This window comes from Paraburkholderia sp. JPY465, assembly GCF_050436725.1.
Taxonomy (GTDB): Bacteria; Pseudomonadota; Gammaproteobacteria; order Burkholderiales; family Burkholderiaceae; genus Paraburkholderia; species Paraburkholderia youngii.
In genome coordinates this window covers 937,852-963,020 of the sequence record NZ_JBNDMT010000006.1, presented here as the reverse complement: position 1 = coordinate 963,020, position 25,169 = coordinate 937,852, and the positions used below count along the sequence as shown (strand labels likewise).

Genomic DNA, 25,169 nt, shown 5'->3' with positions numbered 1-25,169 from the left:
GCATTATCTTCATGGGCACTCACGTAGGAAGTTCCGCGGTGCGCCGGCTGACGGCGGTCCACCAACTGCATTGGACTCAATGCCCTCCTACCACGCGCGGAACCTCAAGACTACCCTACGGGAATAAGCCCACGCCATGGGGACACGGGCCCGATGGTCTACGCGAGCGGTCATCGCGCTTGAGCAGGTACGACCCGCGGAGTCCGTCTGACGAGGCTCGTTCTGGCGCGTCTTCCCTGCGCAACGATTCTTTCCTATGCTGAAGCAACGGCGAGGCCGACGGAACTGCTATCGCCGCGTGGTAGGGTCCTCGGCGACAGGCCAGTGCCGTGATACCTAATCTAGCCGCTGTGTCCAATAGAGGCATCACGAATACATATGGGGAATCTTCTCGTCGAAATCAGTCCGGACAGATGGGACTTCCTGCTGGATACGCTCGCCGCGTTCTCGATCCGTCTGTGCGCCGCTGCGGCGATACTGATCATCGGATGGTGGGTCGCGCGCCGCGCTTCGGTGTCGTTGAGCCGCCTTCTCGCGCGTCAACCACGCATGGACGCCACGCTACGACCGATCCTATGCGACGTCGGCCTGTGGGGCGTTCGCATTGTCGCGATTGTCGGCGCGCTGTCGCAATTAGGCGTCCAGACGGCCAGCATCATTACCGTGCTCGGCGCCGCCGGCCTTGCGATCGGTCTCGCGCTGCAAGGCACGATGCAGAACATCGCGGCCGGCATCATGCTGATCGTGTTGCGGCCCTTCAAAGTCGGCGACTTTATCGAGGGCGGATCCGGCAGTGTCGCGGGCACGGTCGTCGAAGTCAACCTGTTCACGACGCGCCTCACCAAACCCGACGGCATCTGCGAATATGTGCCAAACAGCACGTTGTGGAGCAACTCGATACGCAACTTCAGCCGTAATCCGATCCGTCGACTCGACCTCGAAGTGGAGATCTCGATCGATGACGATGTGCATCGCGCGCTCGATGCACTGCGCAACCTCGCCGCGGCCGATCCGCGTGCGCTTACTGATCCCGCTCCACAGGTGATGGTCATCCGCTTCGACGACAGCACGGCGGTACTGAATATCCGCGTCTGGTCGAACACGGACATGTTCTGGACCATGCGCTGGGAACTCGCGCGCAAAGTGCGTCAAACACTGACCGACGCGCAATGTTCGCTGCCGTTGCGCGCCAGAAAGTTGCACATCGTACAAAATGCGACGGCAGCGGCGGCCGCCGATACGCCTGCGGGTCCGGCAGAGGCATCCCAGACCAGAAAACCGGAGCGAGGGGTGTAACGTCGGTTCTTCGATCCCGCAAATTGTTGAATGCACCGAGATCGGAATGCGCGAGCTTGAAACCGAAGGGGTCAATATCAAGCTACCTTTGCGTCAACCCTGGTGAGACGCAACCTGATCGAAAGACGTTGTTCCACCGGGTTGTGAGTGTCGAGGATTCCGGTTGCCCTCGACCTGCCACCGCAGGTCGTGATACATGCCCATGCCCACGCGCGTCTATCGAGCGCATCCATTTCTGCCGCGTTGGACGAAATGGCGCTCGCCTACGTCACGGCTGGCCCCGAAGGCCACTGCATTGACCCTTCTCCACGTCCCGCAACGAGGGTGCAGTGACGGACGATGTAGCAGCAATAAAGGAGGCCGCCGCACATTCAACCAGGTGATTTTTCCGGGATCTATTGCATCGGCGGCGAGAACGAGCGGGGGTTTGTATAACGACCGAGCCCCAACGGTGCTCGACGAACAGGCGATGATCTGTGGAGCTCCGCCTGCACAGCCGCATCGGTTATTGCTCGCCGCTCGAATTTGAAAACCTGCATGCGCCACATCAACCGACATCGCATCGCGGGTTGCTCACCGCCGCACAGCGTCATGGTCGAGCGAAGCGACCCGCCGTCCGGCCGTGGACGACCCGCGAGTCAACTGTTAACGGAGGCTAGCCCGCATCAAAATGGCTGACTACAAATCTGTCCGCGAAACCGGGCCAACGTCACATGTCGCTCAAATTCAATATCGGACGAATTTGCGGATCCTTTGGAGTACCGATGAAGGTTTATGAAAAGCCGTACAGGAACACTTCAAGTCGTCCAGGAACCTCACGTTCTTCGATAACACCGGACGATCCCCGCACCGCATGTTCGATGGCCGGCCTGACGAATCAGCGAATCAGCAGGCATGGCGCATCTGCTCCATCAGCGTGCGCTCGCGATTGACACACCTGCAGCAACAAGGCACGCAGCAGCTTCTTCGATGCGATCGACGCCCACTGTCCGTTGATCACGCGACGGCCCGTTCAACCGCTCGAGCGCGTCGGGCGACGTCAACAATTCCGACTTTGACGTGCGCGAGCGACGACGGCCATTTTTGTCCCGTACCCGCATGCGAATATCATCTAATTCGTGCGGCAAATCGGCGGTGTTGCGTTAATAGGTCCAATTTATTGCATTTCACGCAATAGTCCCTTGCAAGGTAGGTGTTTACCCTTGTTTACTATTTCCTTACACTTCTCTTAACGGTTGAAACCAAGCAGAAGCTTGTAGCGCCAACCAACAACCAAGGAGGTAGTAACCATGAAGCCCCTCGTCAAACTCGCCGCCTTTGTCGCCGCCATCGCCTTCGCTGCTCCGATTACGGTTTTCGCCGCAGCAAGCGCGGCAGCAAACCATCCGCTAACCCGCGCTGAAGTCCGTGAGCAACTGGTCGAAATACAAGCAGCGGGCTACAACCCGGCCCGTGCGAACCCGCGCGAAAATCCAGCGGACATTCAGGCTGCAGAAGCCAAGGTTGCTGCGCAACACGGGGACACGTCCGGAGTGGGTGGCGTCGTAAGCGGTTCGTCGGAAGCGGGCAGCCATGCCTACACGAGCGAAGCAGCTCGGACCGGCCCGGGCTCGGTTTACTTCGGTCACTAACCGGCTGACGGTCGGACGGCCCTGCGTCCGACCGTCTTTCCATCGAAGTGCGCAGAGAGCGTGCGCATTGACCGTCTCCGCTGAACGGCTAGGGAAACATAATCGCCGTCAAACGCCACTGTTTTATTTCGATCAATTCTCCTCTCGAGGCAGCCATGAAATCAAGATTGCTTGCGCAACTCATGATTGCAACCCTACTCGGTGCGTCGATCCCCGCTTTCGCCCAGCCTCACGACAATCAGCATCGCAGTGACTGGTCGGCGCACGGTCCCAAACAACACGACATGCGTCCGCCGCCCGTTCACGGACATGGCCCCATGCCGCATGAGGCCTATCACGGCCGGCCGGGCGGCCCGATGCCGCACGCCGACTGGCGTCAGGGCGATCGGCTTCCGCCCGAGTACCGCAATCGCAACTACGTCGTCGACGACTGGCGTGGTCACGGCCTCCGACCGCCGCCGCACGGTTATCACTGGGTCGGGGTGAACGGAGATTACGTGCTCGCCGCTGTCGCGAGCGGCATCATTGCGGAGGTCCTGTTCTCCGGCCATTAGCATTGGCGGCAACGATGTAAACGGGTTCGATTCATCCGGGCAGATAGCCGACAGATTCGACGATAACTTTGCCAGTGAGATTCTCCGGGTGCCGGATGCGGAGGCTTCGCCTAAGATTACAAAGCAGGATGTGCAGTCTTTTCGAGTTTGCCGGTGATCCTCGGCCCGTTCGCGATGAAACTCCTCCTGATCTATCAAGATCTGCAACCGCCGGTCCGACCGAGTCGCCACGCTGGTCAATTTTCCCAATGTAATGTATGGGCGAATGCTGACGCGCTGCGATCCTCTGATGCCCTTCTAAGTGCCAAGCGAGAATTTGCGTGCGATCTCACGATTGGGTGCCGTATGAGGCGAAGTCTTCTCGGACGCCAGATAACACCTCGAACTGGAAATCGCGCTGAAGCGAGCCTTGAAGCAGCGGCGCTAACTATTGCAAATCAGCCAAAGGTTGATGAAACGTGAGCGCTGCGCGGTGCGGAGGCGACGATACGCTGGTCCAACGAAAAACGAAGCTATCTATGCCGCCGGATCGCTTCTTAGCCATCGCGGATGGAGCGATAGTCTGATCGCAGATATTGATGCATCGCTGCTCGACGAGGCATGCCGACAACATATCAGTGAATGTCTGTGCCCAATACCTCGAACGTCCGGATTCTGTGAGATTCGTCGCTCATATCGTGACGACTCATCGTCTGCAGAACGAGCCATGTTTTGTTGAGTCGATCGAATACAGTCGAACGTGAGGTCCAGTAGATAATGCTTTGAACCTTGCAGCCGTCGTTGAAAGTTCGATGGACGGTGTTGCGCATTGCGTTCCTGAATTGCCGCTGAACGGTGGGTGCTCGAGCCTTCAATGCCAAGACGGGCACCAGGGATACGGGAATGCACTCAACGCAGAAAGTCGGCAACTGGAATTTCGGAATGAAATCGCACGCCTGCGTCGACGCAGACTCAGGACCGGTTCATACAGTCATTGCAACGGCGGCCAATGTGCACGACACCACCGCTGCTTGCACTGACGCCGGACAGCAGGGAATTGAAAAGATGGCGAGGCAGACGCAGCCCGTTGGCATGTTGCGATGAGACCGGGCAAGCGCAGACTACTGGACCGGTGGTCGTTCGGCCCTGACTGCCCGAACCAGGGCCAAGACCGCCGGCATCAGGACCATTTCCAGGCGATGCGATGAGGCATTGGAGACACCTACATTCCGGGCGACCTCAAATATTGCTGCAACGCACTAAGCGACATTCCGGCTGAAACCGACCTTGTCGTTAATCACGTATTGAAAATGGTTCGCCGCCGACGTTGTTGTATCCCATTAGCAGCGGGAAGTTCTGCCTTGTGTTGCGTACCAGCCGGTAAAGTTAACCTACACTCAAGGCGCCTCAGCACCGCGGCCTCGTCCCCGGTGCGTCTGCCGAACTCGCGCGACGCGTGCGACCGATGAGGACCCGTCGCGGCCCGCACAGGAGAAGAACATGCGCGCGCTCGACATCATGACTTCTTCGGTCATTACCGCCACACCGGATATGACCATCCACGACGCAGCGAAGCTGTTCGTCGATCACCACATCAGCGGCATGCCGGTGCTCGGCGCCGATGGGCAGGTGATAGGCATCGTCAGCCAGGGCGATCTGCTGCATCGTGTGGAAAACGGCACCGGGCACGGCAAACGTCGATGGTGGCTCGAACTGCTGTCCTCGTCGGCGCGCGAGCAGGCCGCGAGGTATATCAAGGAGCATGGGCATGTGGTCGGCGACGTGATGTGCGAGAACGTCATTTCGATTCCCGAAGACATGCCGCTGCACCAGATCGCCGACCTGATGGAGCGCCGGCATCTGAAACGCGTGCCGGTGCTGAAGGATGGGCAGCTCGTCGGCATCGTCAGCCGCTCGAACCTGATCCGCGCGCTCGCCTCCGTCGAGCCGATAATCGACACCGGCTCGCACGACGACGCGAGCCTGCGCGACGCAATCGTGCACGAGATGCACGGAAAGCGCTGGGGGCTCGCGAAACAAGGTGTATTCGTCAAGGACGGCGTCGCGCATCTGTGGGGCATCATCGAATCCGATGAGGAGAAGCGCGCGATCCGCATCGCCGCGGAAAACGTGCCGGGCATCAAGCGGGTAGAGAGCCATCTGGAGTCGCCGAGTGTGATTCCGACGATGTAGCCGGCGCGCCCGTCAAAGTGCCGAACCTTCCCGGGTTGAGTGCGGGCGGCGCGGTTTGGGACCGCGCCGGGCTCGCTTATTTGCTGGATGACGGAGCAAGCGACCGCTATTGAATGTCAGTCCGGGATCTCCGGCTCGACCAGCTTCGCCAGTTGCGCGAGCGACTCCTGCCAGCCGAGGTAACACATCTCGACCGGAATCATCTCGGGAATGCCCTCCTGCACGATGTTCAGTTCGGTCCCGCACGACACCTGCCGCAACGAAACGGTCGTATGCATCTGACCGGGAAGATTCGGATCGTCGAAAGAGTCCGAGTAGCGGATCTTTTCGAACGGCACCAATTCGAGGTACTCGCCGCCGAACGAGTGACCCTTGCCCGAGCCGAAGTTATGAAACGACATCCTGTAGGTGCCGCCGACGCGTGCATCCATCTGATGCACATCGCAGGTGAAACCATACGGCGGCAACCATTTCGCGATCGCGGCGGGTTCGAGGAACGCTCGATAGATACGCTCGGGCATCGTGCGCAAAACACGGTGGAATTTGACGGTTCCGGTAGCCATGATGAGTGTGCCTTTCACTGGAGGGGTTGAACATACTGTCACGACGCGCCGCCGTTGCGGGAATCGACACGCGCGAGACCAGGCAAAACCCTGGACGGTTCTCAGCACCTGCGCGGCTCCTCGTTCATGACGACCCATGCGTCCACTCAGCCGCGATGCCACCAACGCGTGCGTTCTTTTCGCCTAAGATGGATTGTTCGTGCCATACCCGCAAAGGACAATTATGGGCGTCGACTCGACCAGCCAAACCACCATCAAAGCTTTGGTGTTCGATGTGTTCGGAACCGTGGTTGACTGGCGAAGCGGCGTCGCCCGTGAAGCGCAACCGTTTCTGCAGCGGTACGCGCCGAATCTCGACGCATCCGATTTCGCAGACGCATGGCGACGCGAGTATTCGCCCGCGATGGAAGAGGTGCGAAGCGGACGCAGACCGTATGTGCGACTCGACGTGCTGCACCGGGAAAACCTCGTCAAAGTGCTGACGCGTTTGGGCATCGTCAACGTTACTGAACCCGAGATCGATGAGTTGAACCTCGCCTGGCATCGGCTGGACCCGTGGCCCGATTCCGTCGACGCATTGCAGCGCCTGAAGGCGCGCTTCATCATCGCGCCGCTATCGAATGGCAACATTCGCCTGATGGTGGACATGGCAAAGCGTGCCGGTCTGCCCTGGGATGCCGTTCTCGGCGCCGAAGTCGTCCGCGCTTATAAGCCCTCGCCGCGGGTCTATAGCGAAACGGCGGAAATTCTCGGCATCGCACCGCGTGAGCTATGTCTCGTTGCCGCGCATAACAACGATCTCGCCGCTGCCCGGCGCGTCGGTCTGAGCACCGCGTTCGTGCTGCGGCCCACCGAGCATGGCCCGCAGCAGACGAGCGATCTGAAGGCTGAAGAGGCGTGGGACTTCGTCGTCGGCGATCTGCACGAACTCGCGACGCAACTAGGCTGCCCGCGCTGACGCAAACCCACGTAAAGCGACGTACTGCAACAACATGATCGTCTTGCCGTCGACGATTTCCCCTGCCTCGACCGCTCGCAACGCGGCTTGCAACGGCATTTCGATCACCTCGACATCTTCCCCTTCATCTTCGACGCCGCCGCCATCGTTGACGCGCATCGACGCGTCGTACTCGCCGACATAGAAGTACAGCTTTTCGGTCACGGAACCCGGGCTCATGTAGGCCTCGAAAACCTTGCGGACCTCGCCGACGCGATACCCGGTTTCCTCCTCGACCTCGAGCCGGATGCGCTCTTCCGGCGAAGCGTCGTCGAGCAATCCGCCCGGCGCTTCGATCATCATGCCGTCGTGACCGTTCACGAACGCGGGCATGCGGAATTGGCGCGTGAGTATCACGTTGCCGGTGCATGGACTGTGCAGCAGGATCGTCGCGCCGTTGCCGCGATCGTAGGTCTCGCGGTTCTGGCGCTGCCAGGTTCCGTCGCGGCGCAGGAAGTCGAAGGTCACTTTCTTCAGCGTGTACCAGTCGTCCGATAGCAAGGTCGTGCCGACGATGCGTACCCGGTCTTTCGTTGCAATCATGGTGCCTCCTGTCGAGCATCGACGATGATTCATGGTATCGTGCAACTTCGTGCAATTTCAAGCGATTTCGTGCAATCGAATGTTGACCACCCAACGCAAGAAAGCGATCCTCGACGAGCTGGCGCGCAACGGGCAGGTGCTCGCTGGCGAGTTGAGCGTGGCCTTTGGCGTGTCGGAAGATACGATCCGCCGCGATCTGCGCGAACTGGCCGCGGAGGGGCGCTTGCAGCGGGTCCACGGCGGCGCGTTGCCGGCGTCTGCGGCGCTCGCGTCATTCGAGCAGCGTCAGGACATCGAGACGCTCGCCAAGCGGCGCATCGCGCGGCGAGCCGTCGAGCTGATCGTGCCGGGGCAAACGGTGATCGTCGACGGCGGCACCACGTCGGCGCTACTGGTCCAGGAGCTGCCGGCCGATTTGCGCGCGACCATCGTCACGCACAGTCCGAGCGTCGCGACGGCGCTAGCCGCGCATCCTTGCGTCGACGTGATCCTGATTGGCGGGCGGCTCTACAAGCATTCGATCGTGGCGGTCGGCGCCGCGGCAATGGAAGGCATTTCGCGCATTCATGCCGACCTGTACTTCATGGGCGTGACCGGCGTTCATCCGAGCGCAGGGCTGAGCACCGGCGACTTCGAGGAAGCCGCGATCAAGCGCGCGCTCGCCGCGCGCGCGGCGGAAACGGTCGTGCTCGCGTCGGCGTCGAAACTGAACGCCGCGTCGCGGTTCGTGATCGGTGAGATCACGCTCGCGCAAACCATCGTGGTCGAGAAGAAGACCAGCGCGGAATTGACGAAGCCGATCGAAGCGGCTGGGGTGAGCGTGGTGAGGGCGTAGGGTGTCTTCACGAATTGACCGATTCGCATGATCGTGGGCTCAAAGCGTCGCTCCCCGCTCCGAACAAAGATAAAACAGACGACTTTTGGAGTGCTAGGATGACGCCGCACCCCGACAGGTTCCACGAAACGGAACAGTCGGGGGTGTGAACACGATGATGAAATCGTTGCGTTGTGCAGCCTGATACTCAAGTACAGAGGAGACACTCAATGAAACTTTCGAAGCTGCTGATTAACGCGCTAGCCATCTCCGCCTTCAGCTTTACCGCAATCGCGGCTCATGCCGAAGATCTGCTCGACTCGGTCAAACAGGCTGGAGTCCTGAAGATCGGTCTAGAAGGCACCTATCCGCCGTTCGACTCGCGCAACAAGGACGGTCAACTGGAAGGCTTCGACGTCGATGTCGCGAAAGCCCTGGCAGCGAAGCTCGGGGTGAAACCTGAGTTCATTCCGACCGAGTGGAGCGGCATTATCGCGGCGCTGCAGAGTGGCAAATTCGACGTGATCATCAATCAGGTCACCATTACCCCGCAACGCAAACAGGTTCTTGATTTCAGCCAGCCGTACACGTACTCGGCCGCGCAACTGATCCAACGGGCGGACGACAAGCGTGAGTTCAAATCGCTCGATGAATTCAAGGGTGACAAGAAGATCGGCGTGACGCTCGGCACCAACTACGACCAGATGGCGCGCGCAGTGCCCGGCATCAACGTGCAGACTTATCCGGGCGCACCCGAGAAGCTGCGCGATCTCGCCGCCAAGCGTATCGACGCGACGATCGACGACCGGCTGATGCTGCCGTACATCATCAAGAACTCGCAATTGCCTCTGCGTACAGGCGCGGTGTTAAAAGGCGCCGATCAGGAAATGGGCATCCCGTTCCGCAAGGACAATCCCAAGTTCGCGAAAGCAATCGACGATGCGCTGACCCAAATGAAGCAGGACGGCACGCTCAAGAAGATCTCGATGCATTGGTTCGGCACCGACGTGACGCAGCCTCTCGCGCAGTAAATTTCTCGTTGTTCCCCCGTACCCGCGCCGGCCTGCAGAATGGTCGACGCGGGTACGTCGCTTGCTCGGCGAGCGGTTTTTCTCGCGCAATCGCTCGCAATCAACGCTTCCATTGCTTCGAATCACGAAGCACGCGCAGATCCGCGATTGCGCGCAACCTCCCCTTCGTTCATCACGTTTCATTCTTCATGCTGAGTGCATAGAGGATGTGCTGCGCCGCAGTTGCCTGATGCTTCGAAAGCGTGCGATGCTTTCGGAGCCGTTGATCCGGCCACCTCGTGCCGGACTCGAATGTCGTCGGAAGACGACGTCGAATGGCGTGCGAAGAGACCAGTGACATGCCCACAACCTTGGAGGCATCATGAGCATTCAATCACTGTCTCGCACCAGCACCGCATCCAAAGCACATCTCTTCCCCAGCTCGAATAAGTACTTCGTGCCGCGACGTTCGCCGATCACGCTCGGCGTCGCCTGCATCGCCACGCTCGTGTTCGCATCCGCGAACTGCCTGGCCGATACCCAGGTGGGCGCCGCGCTGCCGCCCGCGCCTGACATCCTGTACGGCGATCTGTTCGTCGCCGTGCAAACCGCGCAGATCTTCAACGATCAGAAGACCTTCGTCGACTCGACGCCGAATGGCAGTCCTGCCGCGATCGTGCAGCTATACGAAACGCAGAAGAACCAGTCCGGCTTTTCTCTACAGAAATTCGTCAGCCAGTACTTCACTCCCCCGCCCGATCAGAGCATTACGCCGCCGCCCAATCAGAGTCTGCGCGAGCACATCGACTGGCTGTGGACCGGCCTCACGCGCACGACGACGAGCGCACCCGACTACAGCTCGCTGATCCCGCTGCCGAAACCGTACGTCGTGCCGGGCGGCCGCTTTCGCGAGGGCTACTACTGGGATACCTATTTCACGATGCTGGGGCTGCAGGAGTCCGGACGTGAAGATCTCGTCGACGATATGCTCGACAACTTCGCGTACATGATCGACACGTTCGGCCATATCCCGAACGGCAATCGCACGTACTATCTGAGCCGCTCGCAGCCGCCGTTCTACTCGTATATGGTCGAGCTCGCGGCGCAGAAGGAAGGCAATAAGGTCTATCAGAAGTACCTGCCCGAGCTGCGCAAGGAATACGCGTACTGGATGCAGGGTTCGACCAGCACGCCGCGCGGCGGCGCGACGCGCAATGTGGTCGTGCTCAACGATGGCACGGTGCTGAACCGCTACTGGGACGAGCTGGATACGCCGCGCGACGAGTCCTATCTGGAGGACGTGCAGACCGCGCAGGCAAGCGGCCGGCCGGCCAACGAGGTCTACCGCGATCTGCGCGCAACCGCCGAAAGCGGCTGGGATTTCAGCTCACGCTGGTTCGGCGACAACCAGACGCTCGCCACGGTACGCACGACATCAATCATCCCCGTCGATCTGAACAGCCTGTTATTCCATCTCGAGACGACGATCGCGCGCGGCTGCTCGACGACACGCGACTTCCATTGCGTCGCGCAGTTCATCGGCTACGCGGCACGGCGCGCGGAAGGCATCAACCGTTATCTATGGAATAGCAAGGGCTACTACGGCGACTACGACTGGCAACTCGGCAAGTCACGCGATAACCAGACACCGGCGATGCTGTATCCGCTGATGGCCGGCGTGGCGTGGCCCGATCGCGCGTGGAAGACTGCGCAGACCGCGCAGAACGTGCTGCTCAAGCAGGGTGGCCTCGCGACCTCGATCTATAACACCACGCAGCAATGGGACGCGCCGAACGGTTGGGCGCCGTTGCACTGGATCGCGATTCAGGGCCTCAAGCGCTATGGACGGGCGGACCTCGCTCAGTCGATCGGCACGCGCTTTCTCGCGGACGTCCAGAACGTCTACAACACGCAGCACAAGCTCGTCGAGAAGTACGTCGTCGAAGGTGCGGGAGAAGGCGGCGGCGGGGGTGGCGAGTATCCGCTGCAGGACGGCTTCGGGTGGACCAATGGCGTGACGTTGATGCTGCTCGATCTGTATGGCAACGGGCAGTGACGCGCCGCGGCATGGTCAGGCGAGTGCACTGAGGTCGGCTTTATGATTCCAGACACATCCCCAGTGGAAACAGAATGATCTGGCTCGCCAATCTTGTTCTCGTAGTGCACGCGCTGATCGTGGTGTTTATCGTCGGCGGACTATTCGCGATCTGGATCGCCCACGGTTTGCGACTCCCGTGGGCGCGCAATCGCGTGTTCCGGACGGTACATGTTCTCGCCATCGGTATCGTCGCGACCCTCGCGGTGCTCGATGTGCCGTGCCCGTTGACCGTGCTGGAGGACTATCTGCGCACGGGCACGGCGGGTCCGCAAGGCTTCATACAGCGCTGGGTCAGCGCCTGGCTGTATTACGACTTTCCGCCGTGGGTGTTCGTGGTTGCCTATGTCGCGTTCCTGCTCGCGGTGCTTCTTACCTGGTATCGAATTCGGCCACGCGCGTGACTCGAATACGGCCTTTTTAATTCGACTGAATACACGCTTTAACCGGTTAAATTTACACTTTAATTATATTTTTCAAACGCAATTAATTCCGATGACTTACCACGAAAATCCAATGCAATTCGGATAAATCCGGACAGCATTTCTACACCGCAAGCCGCCGAAGCCGCACCAATGCTCGCTAACCGGCCCTCTTTATCCCGAATAGCATAATCACCGCTCTATCCTTGACAAGACCTCATTTCTCATCCTATTTTCACTCTTGCTGTAAGCACCGGAAACATTCAATTTCAATTTTCTCTTGAAATGTCGAGATAAATCGACAGGGAATTCCTTTGGCCATTCAATCGGTAAATTGGGAAAGCAAATAGAAATATCAACGCAAGCAATTTGAATTAATGAATGCGGAAAAGCTGTCCATGCAACCGCTGCGTGCTTCGAGTGCGGTGCGGGTGATTCGATTCTCCAACGCGCGCGACCGGCGAAAAGCGGCCTTTGTGTAGCGGTATCACTCACCAGGGAACGAGATGAAACCAGACAGAAGGAGTACCGACGATGGCCGCGTCCGTCGTCATGGCCGGCTAGCCGCGCTAAGCGCGCTGACACTCGGAATCGTGATCCTCGCCGGCTGCGGCGGCAGCGATGGAGGTTCGTCGGCGTCGGCGGTTCCAGGCAGCATGGCGCAGGTCGCCAATCAGGCGCAAGCCGCATCCGCGCCGCAGACGCCGTCCGCCAACCAGCCCTACACCGATCTCACCACCTATTCGACGAGCGCGACATCCGGCATTGCCTCGTCACTGGTCACGGAGAAAGCGGCGATCATGCATTACCAGTGGACGTCCGGCAGCACCACCATCAACTACACGACGACCACCGGCCATCTGACCGCAATGGATCTGACGAGCGGCGCACCCGAAGCGACGATGTCCTATGTGGCCTACACGGCGCCTAGCACGAATGGCAAGCCGCGCCCCATCACGTTCGTCTATAACGGCGGGCCGGGCTCTTCGTCGATCTGGCTGCGCCTCGGATCGTTCGCGCCGACACGCGTCGCGACCACCGATCCGCTGCTGAACGGCACCAGCTGGCCGAACTACCCGCTCGTGAACAATACCGAGAGCCTGATCGACACGACCGATCTCGTGTTCATCGATCCGCCGGGCACGGGCCTCTCCGAAGCGATCCTGCCGAACACCAACAAGACTTACTGGAGCACCGATGCGGACGCGAACATCATGCGTGACTTCATCATCCGCTACCTGACGGTCAATTCGCGCAGCAGCTCGCCGATCTATCTGTACGGCGAATCGTACGGCACGCCTCGCACCGACATCCTCGCGCTCGCGCTCGAATCGGCCGGCGTGCATCTGACGGGGATCACGCTGCAGTCTTCGATCCTGAACTACTTCGCGGATGCGATCGAAGCGGTGGCGATCACGGGTTCGCCCGATCAGCTCGCGCTCGAAACCGATACGTTGAGCGGCTACATGCCGGGCTATGCCGAGGTCGCGGCGTACTACAACCAGGTGTCGCCCGCGCCCGTGAGTCAGGCGACTTACGCGCTTCGCAGCGAGGCGTTCGTGACCGCCAACTACAACCTGTTCAAGAACTATTCGCTGTACTGGACGTTGAGCCAGCTCGGCGCGCCCACTTACGCGGGACCGCCGAACTTCCCGCCGACGTGGCTCGAGAAGATCTGGGACGCCGAATCCGGCCTCACGTTGCAGGCGATGCAGGGCTACTTCAACATCAATCCGTTCAACATCACGCTGGTGCCGGGCTCGACGATCGGCCGCTACGATGGTCGCGTGTCGTTGCCCAACTCGGACTCGCGCCTGCAGAGCGATGGCGACCCGTCGGACATCCTGATCTCGCTGCCGTTCACCAATGCGTTGGCCACGCAGATGCCGGATTACCTCGGCTACACGGCGCCGAACGCCGCGTATATGCCGCTGAACGACGCGGTCATCGAGGCGTGGGACTTCTCGCACGGCGGCCAGCCGCTGCCCGACACGATCCCCGATCTGCTCGGCGCACTGAAGCTCAATCCGCAACTGAAGGTGCTGGCGGAAAACGGCTACCACGATCTGGCCACGCCGTTCTTCAATACCGAGAAGCAGCTCGCGCGACTGAAGACGGTGCAGGGCCTCGAGCCGGATCTGCAGGTCAACTTCTTCCAGGGCGGGCATATGATTTATCTGGACGACGTGGCGCGCCCGCAGATGAAGGCGGATCTGGCGGCCTTCTATGGCGGCACGCCGATAGCGGGCGCACTCACGCTCGCGACGCTGCCGCAGCCGTGGGCAGACGAAGCACCCGCCGCCACGCCGACGAGCGAGGCGGTCGCCGCGGCCGCGCCCTGATCGATGGCGGTTTCGCTTCGCGCGAAATCCTCCGACTACTTTTTATGGCGAATCATCATGTCTTCAATCGATATCTTGCGACGTACGCTGGCGTTGATCGTCCTCGGTGTGGTCGTCGGTAGTGCGCACGCGCTGCCGCCTCAGCCCGTGGCGCCCGTGACGCTACCCCACGGCGGACACGGCGTCGACGGTCCGTTCTTTCCGCACAACCGTGCTAGCGCGGTCGCGCCGACCACCGGCTCGACGCTGCAGCAGCAGGCTCAGCAGCTCATGGAGAGCAGGCTGGGCGCGAATTCGGTGCTCAGCAACGGCTCGTCGATCACCAAGGCCGAGGCGCAAAGCAATGGGCTCGGCTATATCGCCAGGCATTTTGACGAGATCGATAGCGCGCATTCGGGCCGTGTGACGTTGAACGAGGTGCGGCAGTATTTGCAGCAGCATCAGCAGTGATGCTCGGTTAGTCCTTCGGTCCCGTAGGAGGGACGGCCGGCGGCGCGGCGCGATCGTGCGACGCGTCGTCGGCCGTCTGTGACTACGCGCCGCGCGGATCCCTTATGCTCACTTCCCCGCCGCCGCCTGGATCATCTTCCATCCATTGCCCGCCGGATCGCGAAAGCCCGCATCGACGCTGCCGAAACGATCCACCGGTTCCTGCGTGAATTCCACGCCGCGCGCCTTCAATTGCTCGTAGCTCGCGCGACAGTCGGCAACGGACAGCACCAACGGCGGCATCGCTCCCTTCGCGACCATCGCGCGCAGCGTTTGCGCGGTCGCTTCATCGTGGATCGGCGGCCCCGGCGCGAACAGGCCCAACTGGAAAGCCGGCTGCTCCGGGTGCTGGACCGTGAGCCAGCGGTAAGCGCCGTTGCGCACGTCCGTGTGGACGCGAAAGCCGAGCTTGTCGACGTAGAACGAAAGCGCCGCGTCCTGATCGTCGACGTACAAACCGACCACATTGATTCCCTGATTCATGACTCCTCCGTCGGTGGTTGAGGGCTCGACTGTATCGCTGACCACCAGGCGGCGCTTCTCCAAAACTGCGCTCGGCTCGCGCGCCGGTTCAATGCAATTCGTTGAACTCGATGCGCCCGCCCTTCATCACCAGCGGGATACGCTCGCCCTGGCCCGTCAGACAACTCAAATCGTGCAACGGATCGCCGTCGACCACCAGCACGTCGGCATAGGCGCCCGGTGTCAGGCGTCCCAGCTTACCCGTCATGCCGAGAATCTCGGCGCCGATGGTGGCGGCGCTGCCGATGATCTCGGCGAGGCTCAGCACTTGCGCGCGGATCGAAAACTCGTCGCTTTGCATCCGATGGCCCGGGCCGAGCAGATCGGAACCGAAGCCCATCTTGACCCCGGCGCGCTTGAAAATCTCCAGCGACTTCAGGCCGGCTTCACGCACGGTGTCGATCTTGGCCGCGCTCCCGGCCGACAGGCCGTAGCGCACGCCCTCGACATGCAAGGCCTCGTAAGCCACCAGCGTGGGCACCACGTACGCGCCGCACTGGGCCATCAGATCGGCGGTCGGCGCATCGATCAGATTGCCGTGCTCGATCGTGGGCACGCCGCAGCGCACCGCGCGACGCATCGATTCAGCGGTATAGGCATGCGCCATCGCATAGGTGCCGCGCGCCTCGGCCTCGGCGACGACCGCGCGAATCTCGTCTTCCGAGTAGCCGAGCGCGCCGATCGGATCGGTCGGCGACGCGACGCTGCCCGAGGCCATGATCTTGATCTGGTCGGCGCCCATCTGCAGTTCTTCGCGCACCGCGCGGCGCAACGCGTCGACGCCATCGACGACCCGGCTCAGCGCAGTATCAGCGGTTCAGCGATTCAGGCGCATCGCGGCAATTTCTTCGAGCGACCGGCCGCGAGTGGACACGCCCATGATCAGAACGGCGAGCGCACCGATGATCAGCACCAGCGTCGTACCGCCGAAAACCCCGACGAAGCCCAGCCGCGGATACAGAAATCCGACCAGGATCGGCGCGGCGATCGCGCCGAGGCGGCCGATCGCCGAAGCGACGCCCATACCGGTCGCGCGCACTTCGGTGGGAAACACCTCGGGCGTGTACGCATAGACGCCGGCATAAGTCCCGTTCATGAAGAACGACAGCAAAAAGCCCGAGGTCAGAATCTCGGCATCGCTGTGCGTGAGCGCGAGCCCCAACGCGGAGAATCCGCCGAGCGCCATGTACGTGACGATGGTTGCGCGGCGGCCGATCTTTTCATTGAGCCACGCGCCCGAGAAATAGCCGGGAATCTGCGCGAGGTACATGACCAGTGAATACGAAAAACTGCGCGTGATCGTCATGCCGTTTTGCACCAGCAGTCCGGGAATCCACGTAAAGAACGCGTAGTAGCTGAACGTGATCGACAGCCACATCAACCAGGCCATCGCGGTGATGCCGGCCAGTTGCCGCGACCACAGCGCCTTGAGTTTAGCCAGTGGCGTACCGGACGCGACGGGGGCTGGCGCGCTCGCTCCCTGCGCTTGCTCCGGCAGCAGCGGCAAGCCGGCGGCGCGTACCACGGCTTCCATCCGTTCGACGATCACCTCGGCTTCGGCGCTTCTGCCACGGCTGTCGAGCCAGCGCGGTGATTCGGGCAACGCGCGCCGCCACCACAGCAGCATGACGATCGGCAGTGCGGTGATCACCGACACGACTCGCCAGGCGTCGGGCGCGAGCGGTATGACCAGGTAACCGAGTATCGCGGCAAACACGAAGCCGAACGAGAAGAACGCCGCCAGACTGCCGGTGAAGGTGCCGCGATATTTGCGCGCGCAGAACTCCGACAGGAAGGGCGCGACGATCGCGCTTTCGGCGCCGGTGCCGAGCCCGGCGACGATGCGTGTCGCCATGAAGAAAGGCCAGTTCTGCGCAGTGGCGCTGACGAGCGATGCGAGGCAGTAGATGATCAGTGCCCACACCATCACTTTGCGGCGGCCAATCACGTCGCCGAGGATGCCGGCGAGCGCGGCGCCGAAGAAGTAGCCGATGAAGGTGCCGCTGCCGAGCACGCCGGTCTGCACACTGCTCAGATGCCACTGGTCGCGCAGCACTGGCAGCATGAAGGCTAGTACCGCAGCATCCATCGCATCGAAGACGTAGCCGAGTCCTCCCATCCATAGCAGCTTGCGATGAAAGCTCGAGTACGGCAGGCGCTCTATACGCGCGGGAATCGTCGACATAGCTTCCTTTCAGAAAGGGGGCGCCGTGGCACCGGGCTTGGTCGAACGAGTATAGGAAGCCCAAATGGGCGGGTCTTGGTTGGAAACTGCATCGAACATGCGGATTCCGGCATCACGGCGCGGCGTGCGCGAGCACTGCCTGATTCACGACTTCTCGCCGGCAGCAGGCTCGGCAGCGTTGCCATTCGCGCGACGGCGCTTTTCCAGAACCGCGGTCGTCAGGTCCGGACGTTGCGCGGCCTTCAGCACACAGGCGGGCACGCGATCGAGTTCGGCCTGATTGGCGCGTGCCTGCACGCGCATCTCGCTCGGGCTTAGCCCGGTGATGTCGCGAAACACGCGGCCGAAGGTGCCGAGGCTTTCCCAGCCGGTCGCGAACGCGATGTCCGTGATACCGAGGTCGGTGTCACGCAGCAGCGTGGTGGCCTGCTCGATACGCCGCGTCAACAGATAGCGGTGCGGCGGCATGCCGAAGGCCCGCTTGAACGAACGCGCGAAGTGCGCTTCCGACACGCCGCTGACTTCAGCCAGGCGCCGTACCGGCCAGGCTTCGTGCGACGCGGCATCGATGCGGTCTTTCGCGCGCAGCAGGCGGCGCAGCAACGCAGGGTCTTCGAGCGCTTCGGCGCTGCCCGGGATCGGAAGGGGCTGGACTTCAGGGTCGTGTGAGCGGGACATGAGTTCGCGTTAGAACCGATAGCCGATGCCGCCGAGAATGACGTCGGTATCGCGGCTATCGCGCGTTATCACGCGATTCCACGTGACGCGCGCGGACCAGCGTGGCGTGAAGCGGCGATCGCTTCACGCGGTCTGCTCAGTCTTGCCGTAAGTGAGCCGGCCGTTTTTCGACAGCAGCACCGCGACCGGCCGCGTCATTTCGAACTCGGAGAAAATGATCGTCATGCTGGCGGTGATCGGCACCGCGAGAAAAGCGCCCGGCACGCCCCACAACGCCGACCACACCGCCATGCTCGCGACAATCGCGAACGGGCTCAGGTTCAGCGAATTGCCCGTCAGATACGGATCGAGAATATTGCCGATCACGAAGTGAATCGCGGACAGCGACACCAGCACGATCAGGATCGAATTCAGGTCGCCGAACTGCAGTACCGACATCAGCACCGGGAACGCAACCGCGAGCACCGAGCCGATATAGGGCACATAGTTCAGCAGCGCGGTCAGTATCGCCCACAGCCCGGCGAACTCGAGGCCGACGCTGCGCATCGCAAGCCAGCAGAGCGCGCCGAGCAGCACGCCGAGAAACGTCTTCAGCGCGAGATAGGCGCCAATGCGCCGGTTGATGTCGATGACCACGCCCCGGATGCGCGCCGCGTTGGTCGAATTGGCGGTCATGTTCGCCAGCTTATCGCCGAACGTGCGGCGCTCGAACAGCAGAAAACTCGCATACAGCACGATCACGAACAGGTCGATGATCATCGACGACAGCGACGCGAGCAGGCCTGTCACCATCGCCTGAATGTTCAGCTGCGTGAGTATGTTCCGCCGCAGTGACTCCCAGGTCGGCTCGCTTTCGAGGTGCAGCAGCGTCGAGATCTTGTGGATCATCAGCAAGACCGAGTCCTGGTAGCGCGGCGCGAGCGCGACGAGCGCGTCGTAGTTGGCGACCAGCATGTCGACCGCGAAGAAAATCGCGGCGCAGATCAGGAACATCGACAACCCATAGCGCAACTGCACCGGCAGCCGCGGGCCGATCAGCGGAATGCGTTGCAGCAGCCGCGTGAGGTCGACCACCAGGTACACCGCGATCGCGCCGAACACGATCGGCACGAAAACCGCACGCCCGATATACAGCACCCAGCCCACAATCAGCAGCAGCAGCACTACGTATACGGACGCTTGCAATCTGTCGGTCATTGGTCAGTGCTCCATGAATCCGCAAACAGGTGCGCCCGAGCTCAACCCGAGGACGACGGCGCTCGCCGCGCACGCGCCCGCCGTACGAGCCCGTTACACAGCGGGCCGCGCGATGGACAGAACCGATCTTCGCACAGAACGATGACAGCTCATACAAAAGCGCGCCAGATCGTTCCGTCCGCAAGCTTCAGGCCGATACCGCGAAATGCGCCAGCAGAATGTCGCGAAACGTTGTGATGAGCCGCCTTCGCTCGTGAAACCATCTGTTACGCTGTTTTAATCGGTTTCAACCACCTGACGTGATCCGACGCGAGCGCCTGCGCCACGCGGTGGTAGCGCTTGGTCAAATCCACGCAGCGAAGCCCGCGCCGCGCGTCGCGGTGCGATGTCCGCACAAGGTCTGTGCGCGATGTCCGCTGCACGCATCCCTCTCAATTCACGGCATGGAGAACGAGATGCTGCAACGGCTGGGGTCGCGATTCCTTGCATTGGGTCTGATCTGGACATTGTCCGCTTGTGGCGGCGGAGGTGGCGGCAGCGGCGCGGAGCTGGGCGGCACCGGCTCGAACGGCGCAGCCGGAGCAACCACCCCCGCATCGAGTCCAACGCCCGCGTCGAGTCCGACACCGGCATCGAGTCCAACTCCTGCGTCGAGCCCGTCGGGCGCATCGGACGCAAGCGCGACGACGCCCAAGCTCGCCGCCGCGACGCCGATCATCGACGGCACGACACTCGGCGCCGCCATCTGGCCCGCGGGCGCCACGGCAACGGGCGGTACAGGTCAGCCTGTCGGCGGACTGAACTGCGGGTTGCGCAGCACCGCGTACACCTATGCGCACGTCTCGATTTACCAGAACGGGCAACTCCTGACGCTGCCGCCCAACATCGGCATGGTCCAGCCGACCGTCTCCGCGCCGACTGGCTGCGCATATCCGGTGCACACGGTCGATTCGAGCGGCAAGATCCATATGGACGCGACGACCGGCGCCACCTACACGCTCGGCCAGTTCTTCTCGATCTGGGGCGAGCCGCTGAGTGCGTCGAACGTGGCGGGCCTGACCGCCTCGCCGATCGCGATCTATGTGAACGACGGCGGCACGCTCACGCAATACACGGGCGACCCCGCGAGCCTCGTGCTCAAGCCGCACGACGAAATCACGATCATGGTCGGCACGCCAGTCACACAAGTGCCCACTTATACGTGGACCGATCCGCCGCCGTTCGACCCGAACCCGATCACGCTCGTCTTCGGAGGCGTGGTCGGCTCGTCGTTCTGGCCGAACGGCACGACGTCGACGGGCGGCAACGGCACGCCTGTTGATGGCCTGACCTGCGCGCCGAACATGAGTGTGCTGTATCACGTGCACGCGCACCTCGCGATCATCAAGGACGGGCAGTGGCTCGCATTGCCGGCGAACGTCGGCATCCTGTCGCAATGCACGTATGAAATGCACACGCACGACAACACGGGCATCATCCATATCGAAACGCCGGACGCAAAGACCTATACGCTCGGCGAGTTCTTCGATATCTGGGGCGAGCCGCTGACGAGCACGAACGTCGCGGGCATCATGGGCGACGTGGTCGCGTATATCAACGACAACGGCGACTCGCGCCGCTATATGGGCGACTTGCGCAATATCCAACTGACGTCGTTGCGCGACATCACGCTGCAGATCGGCACACCGCCGGTGAGCACGTTGGCGACGTATTCGTGGTACGAACCGCAGTAACATCGGCCGCAGGCCGCGTCACTTCGCCGTGACGCGGCTTCAACGCGGCGTACCCGAATGCCCGATGCCGCCCGGCCGGCGCGGCACGATGCCCGCAACGGAGCGCGGCGCCGCGTTCGCGACCAGAATCATCGACGCGCCGGCGAGACCGCTCGACACATGCTTCAACGCATGGCCGGCGATCACGTGATGCGTGAGCTCCCATATCTGCCAATCGAGGCTTTCGAAAATTTTCGCGACCCCGTAGAAGACGATCACGAGCGTCCATGCGATCACGCCGTCCACCTTGCGCGTGAGCGTCATGCCGACGATCAGCATGAGCCCGCCGAACTGAAGAATCGCGTAAGGCCACAGGCTGTTGAACACCAGCCAGTAGCCGACGGTGGCGGGCGACACGACCACCATGATCAACATCGGCGCCCAGCCGACGCGTTGTCCGCTCCACGACGTCCATAGCATCGCGAGGATGCCGGCGAACACGATCGTCATCGGCAGGCGATCCCAGACGAGCGTCTCGTCGTTCGGCGCCATGTGGTAGTAAGCGGAACCGAACGCGGTGAACAGCAGCCCGACCGCGGCGACGACCATGCCGGGGAATTGCGCCGGCTGGTTCGACGCATGCCGCATGACCCAGCGCAAACAGAGCACGCCGGCGATCAGAATGACGACGTTCGACAGCACGTCCGCCGCATGCTGCAGCGGCCCCAGCGAGCGCTGATCGGCGAAGTGGTGATACGCGGCCGGCTGCGCGAGCGGCCATATCATCTGCAGCACGCTGCCCGCCACGAAAAGCAGCACGCTAGCCAGCAGCAAGCGGGAGATCTTCACGTTGCTCGACTCCACAGTGGGGCGAAACGCTCGAAGGCGCCGTGAACCGGACCTTTACGCCTCTTGAGGCCGATGCGCGGCCGGGTTGGCCCCCGTTCGAATTCGCGCAGCCTGCCCGTATCATCGGACAAAGCGCCTGGCGCAACAAGAGCGGCGGGCGGCGCACCGATGGGCATGCGCTCATAGTATTCTTCTCAACCAATGCAAGCTGCGTGCAAGAACGCGCGACCCAAAGGAAGACCCGGACTCCATGCAAGCGCAGACATACCGCCCGTCGTTCCCGCATCGTCGATGGAAGGGCGCGCTGTGCGCGCTTCTGTGCGCAAGCCTGCTCGCCGGCTGCGCACGGTTACCGTCGCTCGAGGACCGCAAGGAGTCGCATGCATTATCTCCCGCGGTCGCGGCCACCACGGATCTCGGTCGCGCGGTCGCGCCCGAGCTGGCCGCGCATGCGGGGCTCGCGGGCATTTATCCGCTCGCGGATGCGCATGTTGCGTTTGCCGCGCGCATGGACCTGATCCGTTCCGCGCAACGCACGCTCGACATCCAGTACTACATCTGGCGCGACGATCTGACCGGCACGCTGCTGCTCGAACAGATTCACGAAGCGGCGGACCGGGGCGTGCGGGTGCGCCTGCTGCTCGACGATCTCGGCATCGCGTCCGCGCTCGACCCGACACTCTCGGCGCTCAACTCACATCCGAACATCGAGGTACGCCTGTTCAACCCGTTCGTCGTGCGCAGCCCGAAATTCCTTGGCTTCGTAACCGACTTTTCGCGCGCCAATCGGCGCATGCACAACAAGTCCCTGACCGCCGACGCCACCGCGACGATCCTCGGCGGCCGCAACATCGGCGACGAGTACTTCGATGCCACCGACGGCGTCGTGTTCGCCGACCTCGATGTCCTCGCGATCGGACCGGCCGCGGCCGACGTGTCGCGCGATTTCGACCGCTACTGGGCCAGCGCGTCGGCGTATCCGGTCGACAAGATCCTGCCGCACGAGAGCGTCGATGAGCTGGCCACGCTGGAGCGTGATGCGCAGGCGATCGAACAGGACCCCGCCGCCGCGGAGTACAAGGAAGCGCTGCGCGGTCCGCGCGTCGTGCAGAACCTGCTCGATCACAAGCTGCCGCTCGATTGGGCCAAAACGAAGATGATCAGCGACGACCCCGCGAAAGGCCTGAACGACGCGCCGCCGGAAGCGCTGATTCCGCACCAGCTACGCGAAGTGATGGGCCAGCCGACGAAGTCGCTCGACCTCGTCTCGCCCTACTTCGTGCCGGCGAATACGGGCACGCAGTATCTGAGCGGCCTCGCCGCCCAGGGAGTGGATGTACGCGTGTTGACGAACGCGCTCGAAGCGACCGATGTCGCCGCCGTGCACTCGGGCTATATCAGGCGGCGCGTCGAGTTGCTGCAAGACGGCGTGCACCTGTATGAATTGCGGCGCGTGGCGGGCGTCACCCAGAAGAAAGAACAGTCGCCGGGGCCGTTCGGCAGTTCCGGATCGAGCTTGCATGCGAAAACTTTCATCGTCGATTCCCAGCGGGTTTTCGTCGGTTCGTTCAACTTCGATCCGCGCTCCGCGCATCTGAATACCGAGCTTGGCCTCGTGATCGACAGCCCCGATCTCGCGACGCGGGTCGATCGCAAATTTCTCGCGCTGCTGCCGACAGTCGCGTACGCAGTGCATCTCGACGCCAACGGCAAGTTGTACTGGATCGAAACCAACGACGGTGTCGAAACCCGCCACAACACCGAACCGAACACGACGTGGTACGCGCGGCTCGGTGTATGGATGCTGTCGATCATGCCAATTGAGTCGTTGCTATAGAGCGCGGTTCAGAATCGTCGCCAATCGCGATCCCTCAATGGATCGGGCGAGCGCTGCGTCGCGCGCAACACGCCATTGGTGTCGAACGCGAAATTGAACAGCATGTGGTTGATGTTGTTTTCGATGTAGCGGTACGACCAGACTTCGCGTTGCGAGAGCCGGAAAAACTGCGTCTGCACGGGGCGGCCGAAATTGGTCAGCACATCCTCGCGCGTCCATTTGCCGATTTCCGCGCGATTGAATTCGCTCAACTGCAACACTTGCCGCACGCTCACGATCTTGCCTGAAGCGTCGATGTCGGCGGCGACCGTGGTCGAGCCCATCGGCTGGGTCGGCCACATCAGCCGGCGGCCGCCTCCGGGCAGGTCATAGGTTTCGCGCGGCGGACCCATGCGGGCGATGATCGCCGCTTGATCCTGGCCAGCCTGGAATTGCTGCCACGGTTGCGCGCAAGCCGCGAGCATCAACGCCGTCAGGCACGTGAGCGCGGCGCGGCGCAAAACCAGTGGCGTGCGTGCGGTACGCGCAACAGCGTTTCGAACGTGGGCGACTCGGGTAAGCATGGTTCCTCCCGTTACGTTCGATCGCGCGTCGATCGGCAAAACCTCACCGTGCACAAGCCAAGGCGACACGGGCTGTGTGCCCGCTCGCCGATGGCTGCACTCAGGTAACCGACGCTTACTGCACGAGCTTCGCGCGCAGACGCGAGTGCTCGTCCGCGGAAATGGAACCGGACGCTTTCAGCTTGTCGAGCTTCTCGATTTCGTCGGCGACACTGAAGCCCACCACATTGCGCAGATCTTCGCGCACCTGCTTGGCCCGCGCCTGATCGCGTTCCGCCATGCCGCGATGTTGCGTGAGCAGATACGCGAAGATGCCGATATACGGCAGGATGATCAGGAAAATTACCCACAGAACCTTGCCCCATCCGGACACGTCATGACGGCGGAACAGGTCACTCGACACCGTGATCAACAGCCAGAACCACAGGATAAAGATGAAGATGGAGAAAACGTCGGCCAGAAAATTCGGGAATGTGAAACCATCATTAAAGAAGAGCATTGTTGTTCTCCAGTCATTCCGGTTGCAATTGAAAGGCGTAACGGATTTCGACCTATGGTTGCCCGCTATGGATGGCGCATACGATTAGCATGGCAGCGCTGAAAATCTACCATGACCGCATGCCGAGTGGGCACGTGCATTCATACTGTATGAAAGACATGCGCATGATGCGGACCTTTTTGTCTTTATAGACTATTCC

General features: G+C 61.7%; 22 protein-coding genes and 2 pseudogenes. 14 read left to right on the top strand and 10 right to left on the bottom strand.

The genetic code is table 11. The annotated features are described in order from the left end of the window. The first annotated feature begins 378 nt into the window (after positions 1–378). From QFZ94_RS37710 to QFZ94_RS37690, 5 genes and pseudogenes are all read left to right on the top strand, one after another. Entirely contained in the window at positions 379–1,296 is a 918-nt protein-coding gene (locus tag QFZ94_RS37710; RefSeq protein WP_429463035.1) for a mechanosensitive ion channel family protein, read from the top strand. Between the two features lie 1,289 nt (positions 1,297–2,585). Then, positions 2,586–2,927 (top strand): DUF4148 domain-containing protein, encoded by a 342-nt coding sequence (locus QFZ94_RS37705; protein ID WP_429463034.1) that lies wholly within the window; start codon positions 2,586–2,588, stop codon positions 2,925–2,927. A 155-nt stretch (positions 2,928–3,082) separates the two neighbouring features. Beyond that, positions 3,083–3,481 carry an RcnB family protein gene (locus tag QFZ94_RS37700; RefSeq protein ID WP_368582569.1) on the top strand — a complete coding sequence of 133 codons (399 nt, stop codon included), beginning with the start codon at positions 3,083–3,085 and terminating at the stop codon, positions 3,479–3,481. Between the two features lie 861 nt (positions 3,482–4,342). Continuing rightward, positions 4,343–4,593 (top strand): annotated as a pseudogene (locus QFZ94_RS37695) (transposase); the annotation flags it as partial. A 367-nt stretch (positions 4,594–4,960) separates the two neighbouring features. Next, positions 4,961–5,653 carry a CBS domain-containing protein gene (locus tag QFZ94_RS37690; RefSeq protein WP_429463033.1) on the top strand — a complete coding sequence of 231 codons (693 nt, stop codon included), beginning with the start codon at positions 4,961–4,963 and terminating at the stop codon, positions 5,651–5,653. Between the two features lie 116 nt (positions 5,654–5,769). Here QFZ94_RS37690 and QFZ94_RS37685 read toward each other — a convergent pair whose 3' ends face one another. Beyond that, the gene (locus QFZ94_RS37685; protein WP_429463032.1) at positions 5,770–6,216 is read right to left on the bottom strand and encodes an SRPBCC family protein; all 447 of its coding nucleotides are present in this window, start codon (positions 6,214–6,216) and stop codon (positions 5,770–5,772) included. Between the two features lie 223 nt (positions 6,217–6,439). Between QFZ94_RS37685 and QFZ94_RS37680 the strand changes: the two genes are divergently transcribed. Next, positions 6,440–7,174 carry a haloacid dehalogenase type II gene (locus QFZ94_RS37680; protein WP_429463659.1) on the top strand — a complete coding sequence of 245 codons (735 nt, stop codon included), beginning with the start codon at positions 6,440–6,442 and terminating at the stop codon, positions 7,172–7,174. Here QFZ94_RS37680 and QFZ94_RS37675 read toward each other — a convergent pair. After that, on the bottom strand, positions 7,157–7,756 hold the full coding sequence (locus QFZ94_RS37675) for an NUDIX domain-containing protein (protein WP_429463031.1): 600 nt from the start codon (positions 7,754–7,756) through the stop codon (positions 7,157–7,159). The two genes, QFZ94_RS37680 and QFZ94_RS37675, sit on opposite strands and share 18 nt — an antisense overlap. 79 nt (positions 7,757–7,835) lie before the next feature. Between QFZ94_RS37675 and QFZ94_RS37670 the strand changes: the two genes are divergently transcribed. From QFZ94_RS37670 to QFZ94_RS37645, 6 genes are all read left to right on the top strand, one after another. Continuing rightward, positions 7,836–8,591, top strand: a complete 756-nt coding sequence (locus QFZ94_RS37670; protein WP_429463029.1) for a DeoR/GlpR family DNA-binding transcription regulator — start codon at positions 7,836–7,838, stop codon at positions 8,589–8,591. Between the two features lie 209 nt (positions 8,592–8,800). Further along, entirely contained in the window at positions 8,801–9,601 is an 801-nt protein-coding gene (locus QFZ94_RS37665; protein WP_368582575.1) for a transporter substrate-binding domain-containing protein, read from the top strand. Positions 9,602–9,962: 361 nt separating this feature from the next. Then, positions 9,963–11,636: an alpha,alpha-trehalase TreA gene (gene treA / locus QFZ94_RS37660; RefSeq protein ID WP_429463028.1), complete on the top strand. Its 1,674-nt coding sequence runs from the start codon at positions 9,963–9,965 to the stop codon at positions 11,634–11,636. A gap of 74 nt (positions 11,637–11,710) precedes the next feature. Then, positions 11,711–12,079, top strand: coding sequence for a DUF2784 domain-containing protein (locus QFZ94_RS37655; RefSeq protein ID WP_410851032.1), 369 nt, complete (start codon positions 11,711–11,713; stop codon positions 12,077–12,079). Between the two features lie 524 nt (positions 12,080–12,603). After that, on the top strand, positions 12,604–14,439 hold the full coding sequence (locus tag QFZ94_RS37650; protein WP_429463027.1) for a S10 family serine carboxypeptidase-like protein: 1,836 nt from the start codon (positions 12,604–12,606) through the stop codon (positions 14,437–14,439). Between the two features lie 57 nt (positions 14,440–14,496). Then, the gene (locus QFZ94_RS37645) at positions 14,497–14,889 is read left to right on the top strand and encodes a 2-oxoglutarate dehydrogenase (RefSeq protein WP_429463026.1); all 393 of its coding nucleotides are present in this window, start codon (positions 14,497–14,499) and stop codon (positions 14,887–14,889) included. 108 nt (positions 14,890–14,997) lie between these two features. Here the strand turns inward: QFZ94_RS37645 and QFZ94_RS37640 are convergent, their stop codons facing one another. From QFZ94_RS37640 to QFZ94_RS37620, 5 genes and pseudogenes are all read right to left on the bottom strand, one after another. After that, positions 14,998–15,411 carry a VOC family protein gene (locus QFZ94_RS37640; protein WP_368582580.1) on the bottom strand — a complete coding sequence of 138 codons (414 nt, stop codon included), beginning with the start codon at positions 15,409–15,411 and terminating at the stop codon, positions 14,998–15,000. 88 nt (positions 15,412–15,499) lie between these two features. Beyond that, positions 15,500–16,255, bottom strand: a pseudogene (locus QFZ94_RS37635) (metal-dependent hydrolase family protein); the annotation flags it as partial. 12 nt (positions 16,256–16,267) lie between these two features. Next, positions 16,268–17,635, bottom strand: a complete 1,368-nt coding sequence (locus QFZ94_RS37630) for an MFS transporter (protein WP_429463025.1) — start codon at positions 17,633–17,635, stop codon at positions 16,268–16,270. Between the two features lie 144 nt (positions 17,636–17,779). Then, positions 17,780–18,313, bottom strand: a complete 534-nt coding sequence (locus QFZ94_RS37625) for a helix-turn-helix domain-containing protein (RefSeq protein WP_429463024.1) — start codon at positions 18,311–18,313, stop codon at positions 17,780–17,782. 123 nt (positions 18,314–18,436) lie between these two features. After that, positions 18,437–19,510 carry an AI-2E family transporter gene (locus tag QFZ94_RS37620; protein ID WP_429463023.1) on the bottom strand — a complete coding sequence of 358 codons (1,074 nt, stop codon included), beginning with the start codon at positions 19,508–19,510 and terminating at the stop codon, positions 18,437–18,439. Between the two features lie 455 nt (positions 19,511–19,965). On the opposite strand from QFZ94_RS37620, the gene QFZ94_RS37615 reads away from it, so the two are divergent. Continuing rightward, on the top strand, positions 19,966–21,243 hold the full coding sequence (locus tag QFZ94_RS37615; RefSeq protein WP_429463022.1) for a hypothetical protein: 1,278 nt from the start codon (positions 19,966–19,968) through the stop codon (positions 21,241–21,243). A gap of 39 nt (positions 21,244–21,282) precedes the next feature. Here the strand turns inward: QFZ94_RS37615 and QFZ94_RS37610 are convergent, their stop codons facing one another. Further along, on the bottom strand, positions 21,283–22,071 hold the full coding sequence (locus QFZ94_RS37610; protein ID WP_368582585.1) for a hypothetical protein: 789 nt from the start codon (positions 22,069–22,071) through the stop codon (positions 21,283–21,285). Positions 22,072–22,321: 250 nt separating this feature from the next. Between QFZ94_RS37610 and QFZ94_RS37605 the strand changes: the two genes are divergently transcribed. Further along, positions 22,322–23,908: a phospholipase D family protein gene (locus QFZ94_RS37605; RefSeq protein ID WP_429463021.1), complete on the top strand. Its 1,587-nt coding sequence runs from the start codon at positions 22,322–22,324 to the stop codon at positions 23,906–23,908. A gap of 8 nt (positions 23,909–23,916) precedes the next feature. Here the strand turns inward: QFZ94_RS37605 and QFZ94_RS37600 are convergent, their stop codons facing one another. Beyond that, positions 23,917–24,471 (bottom strand): hypothetical protein, encoded by a 555-nt coding sequence (locus QFZ94_RS37600; protein WP_429463020.1) that lies wholly within the window; start codon positions 24,469–24,471, stop codon positions 23,917–23,919. A gap of 115 nt (positions 24,472–24,586) precedes the next feature. Continuing rightward, a complete protein-coding gene (locus tag QFZ94_RS37595) occupies positions 24,587–24,970 on the bottom strand; it encodes a PLDc N-terminal domain-containing protein (RefSeq protein WP_013093882.1) in 384 nt (127 codons plus the stop codon). Positions 24,971–25,169: the final 199 nt, after the last annotated feature.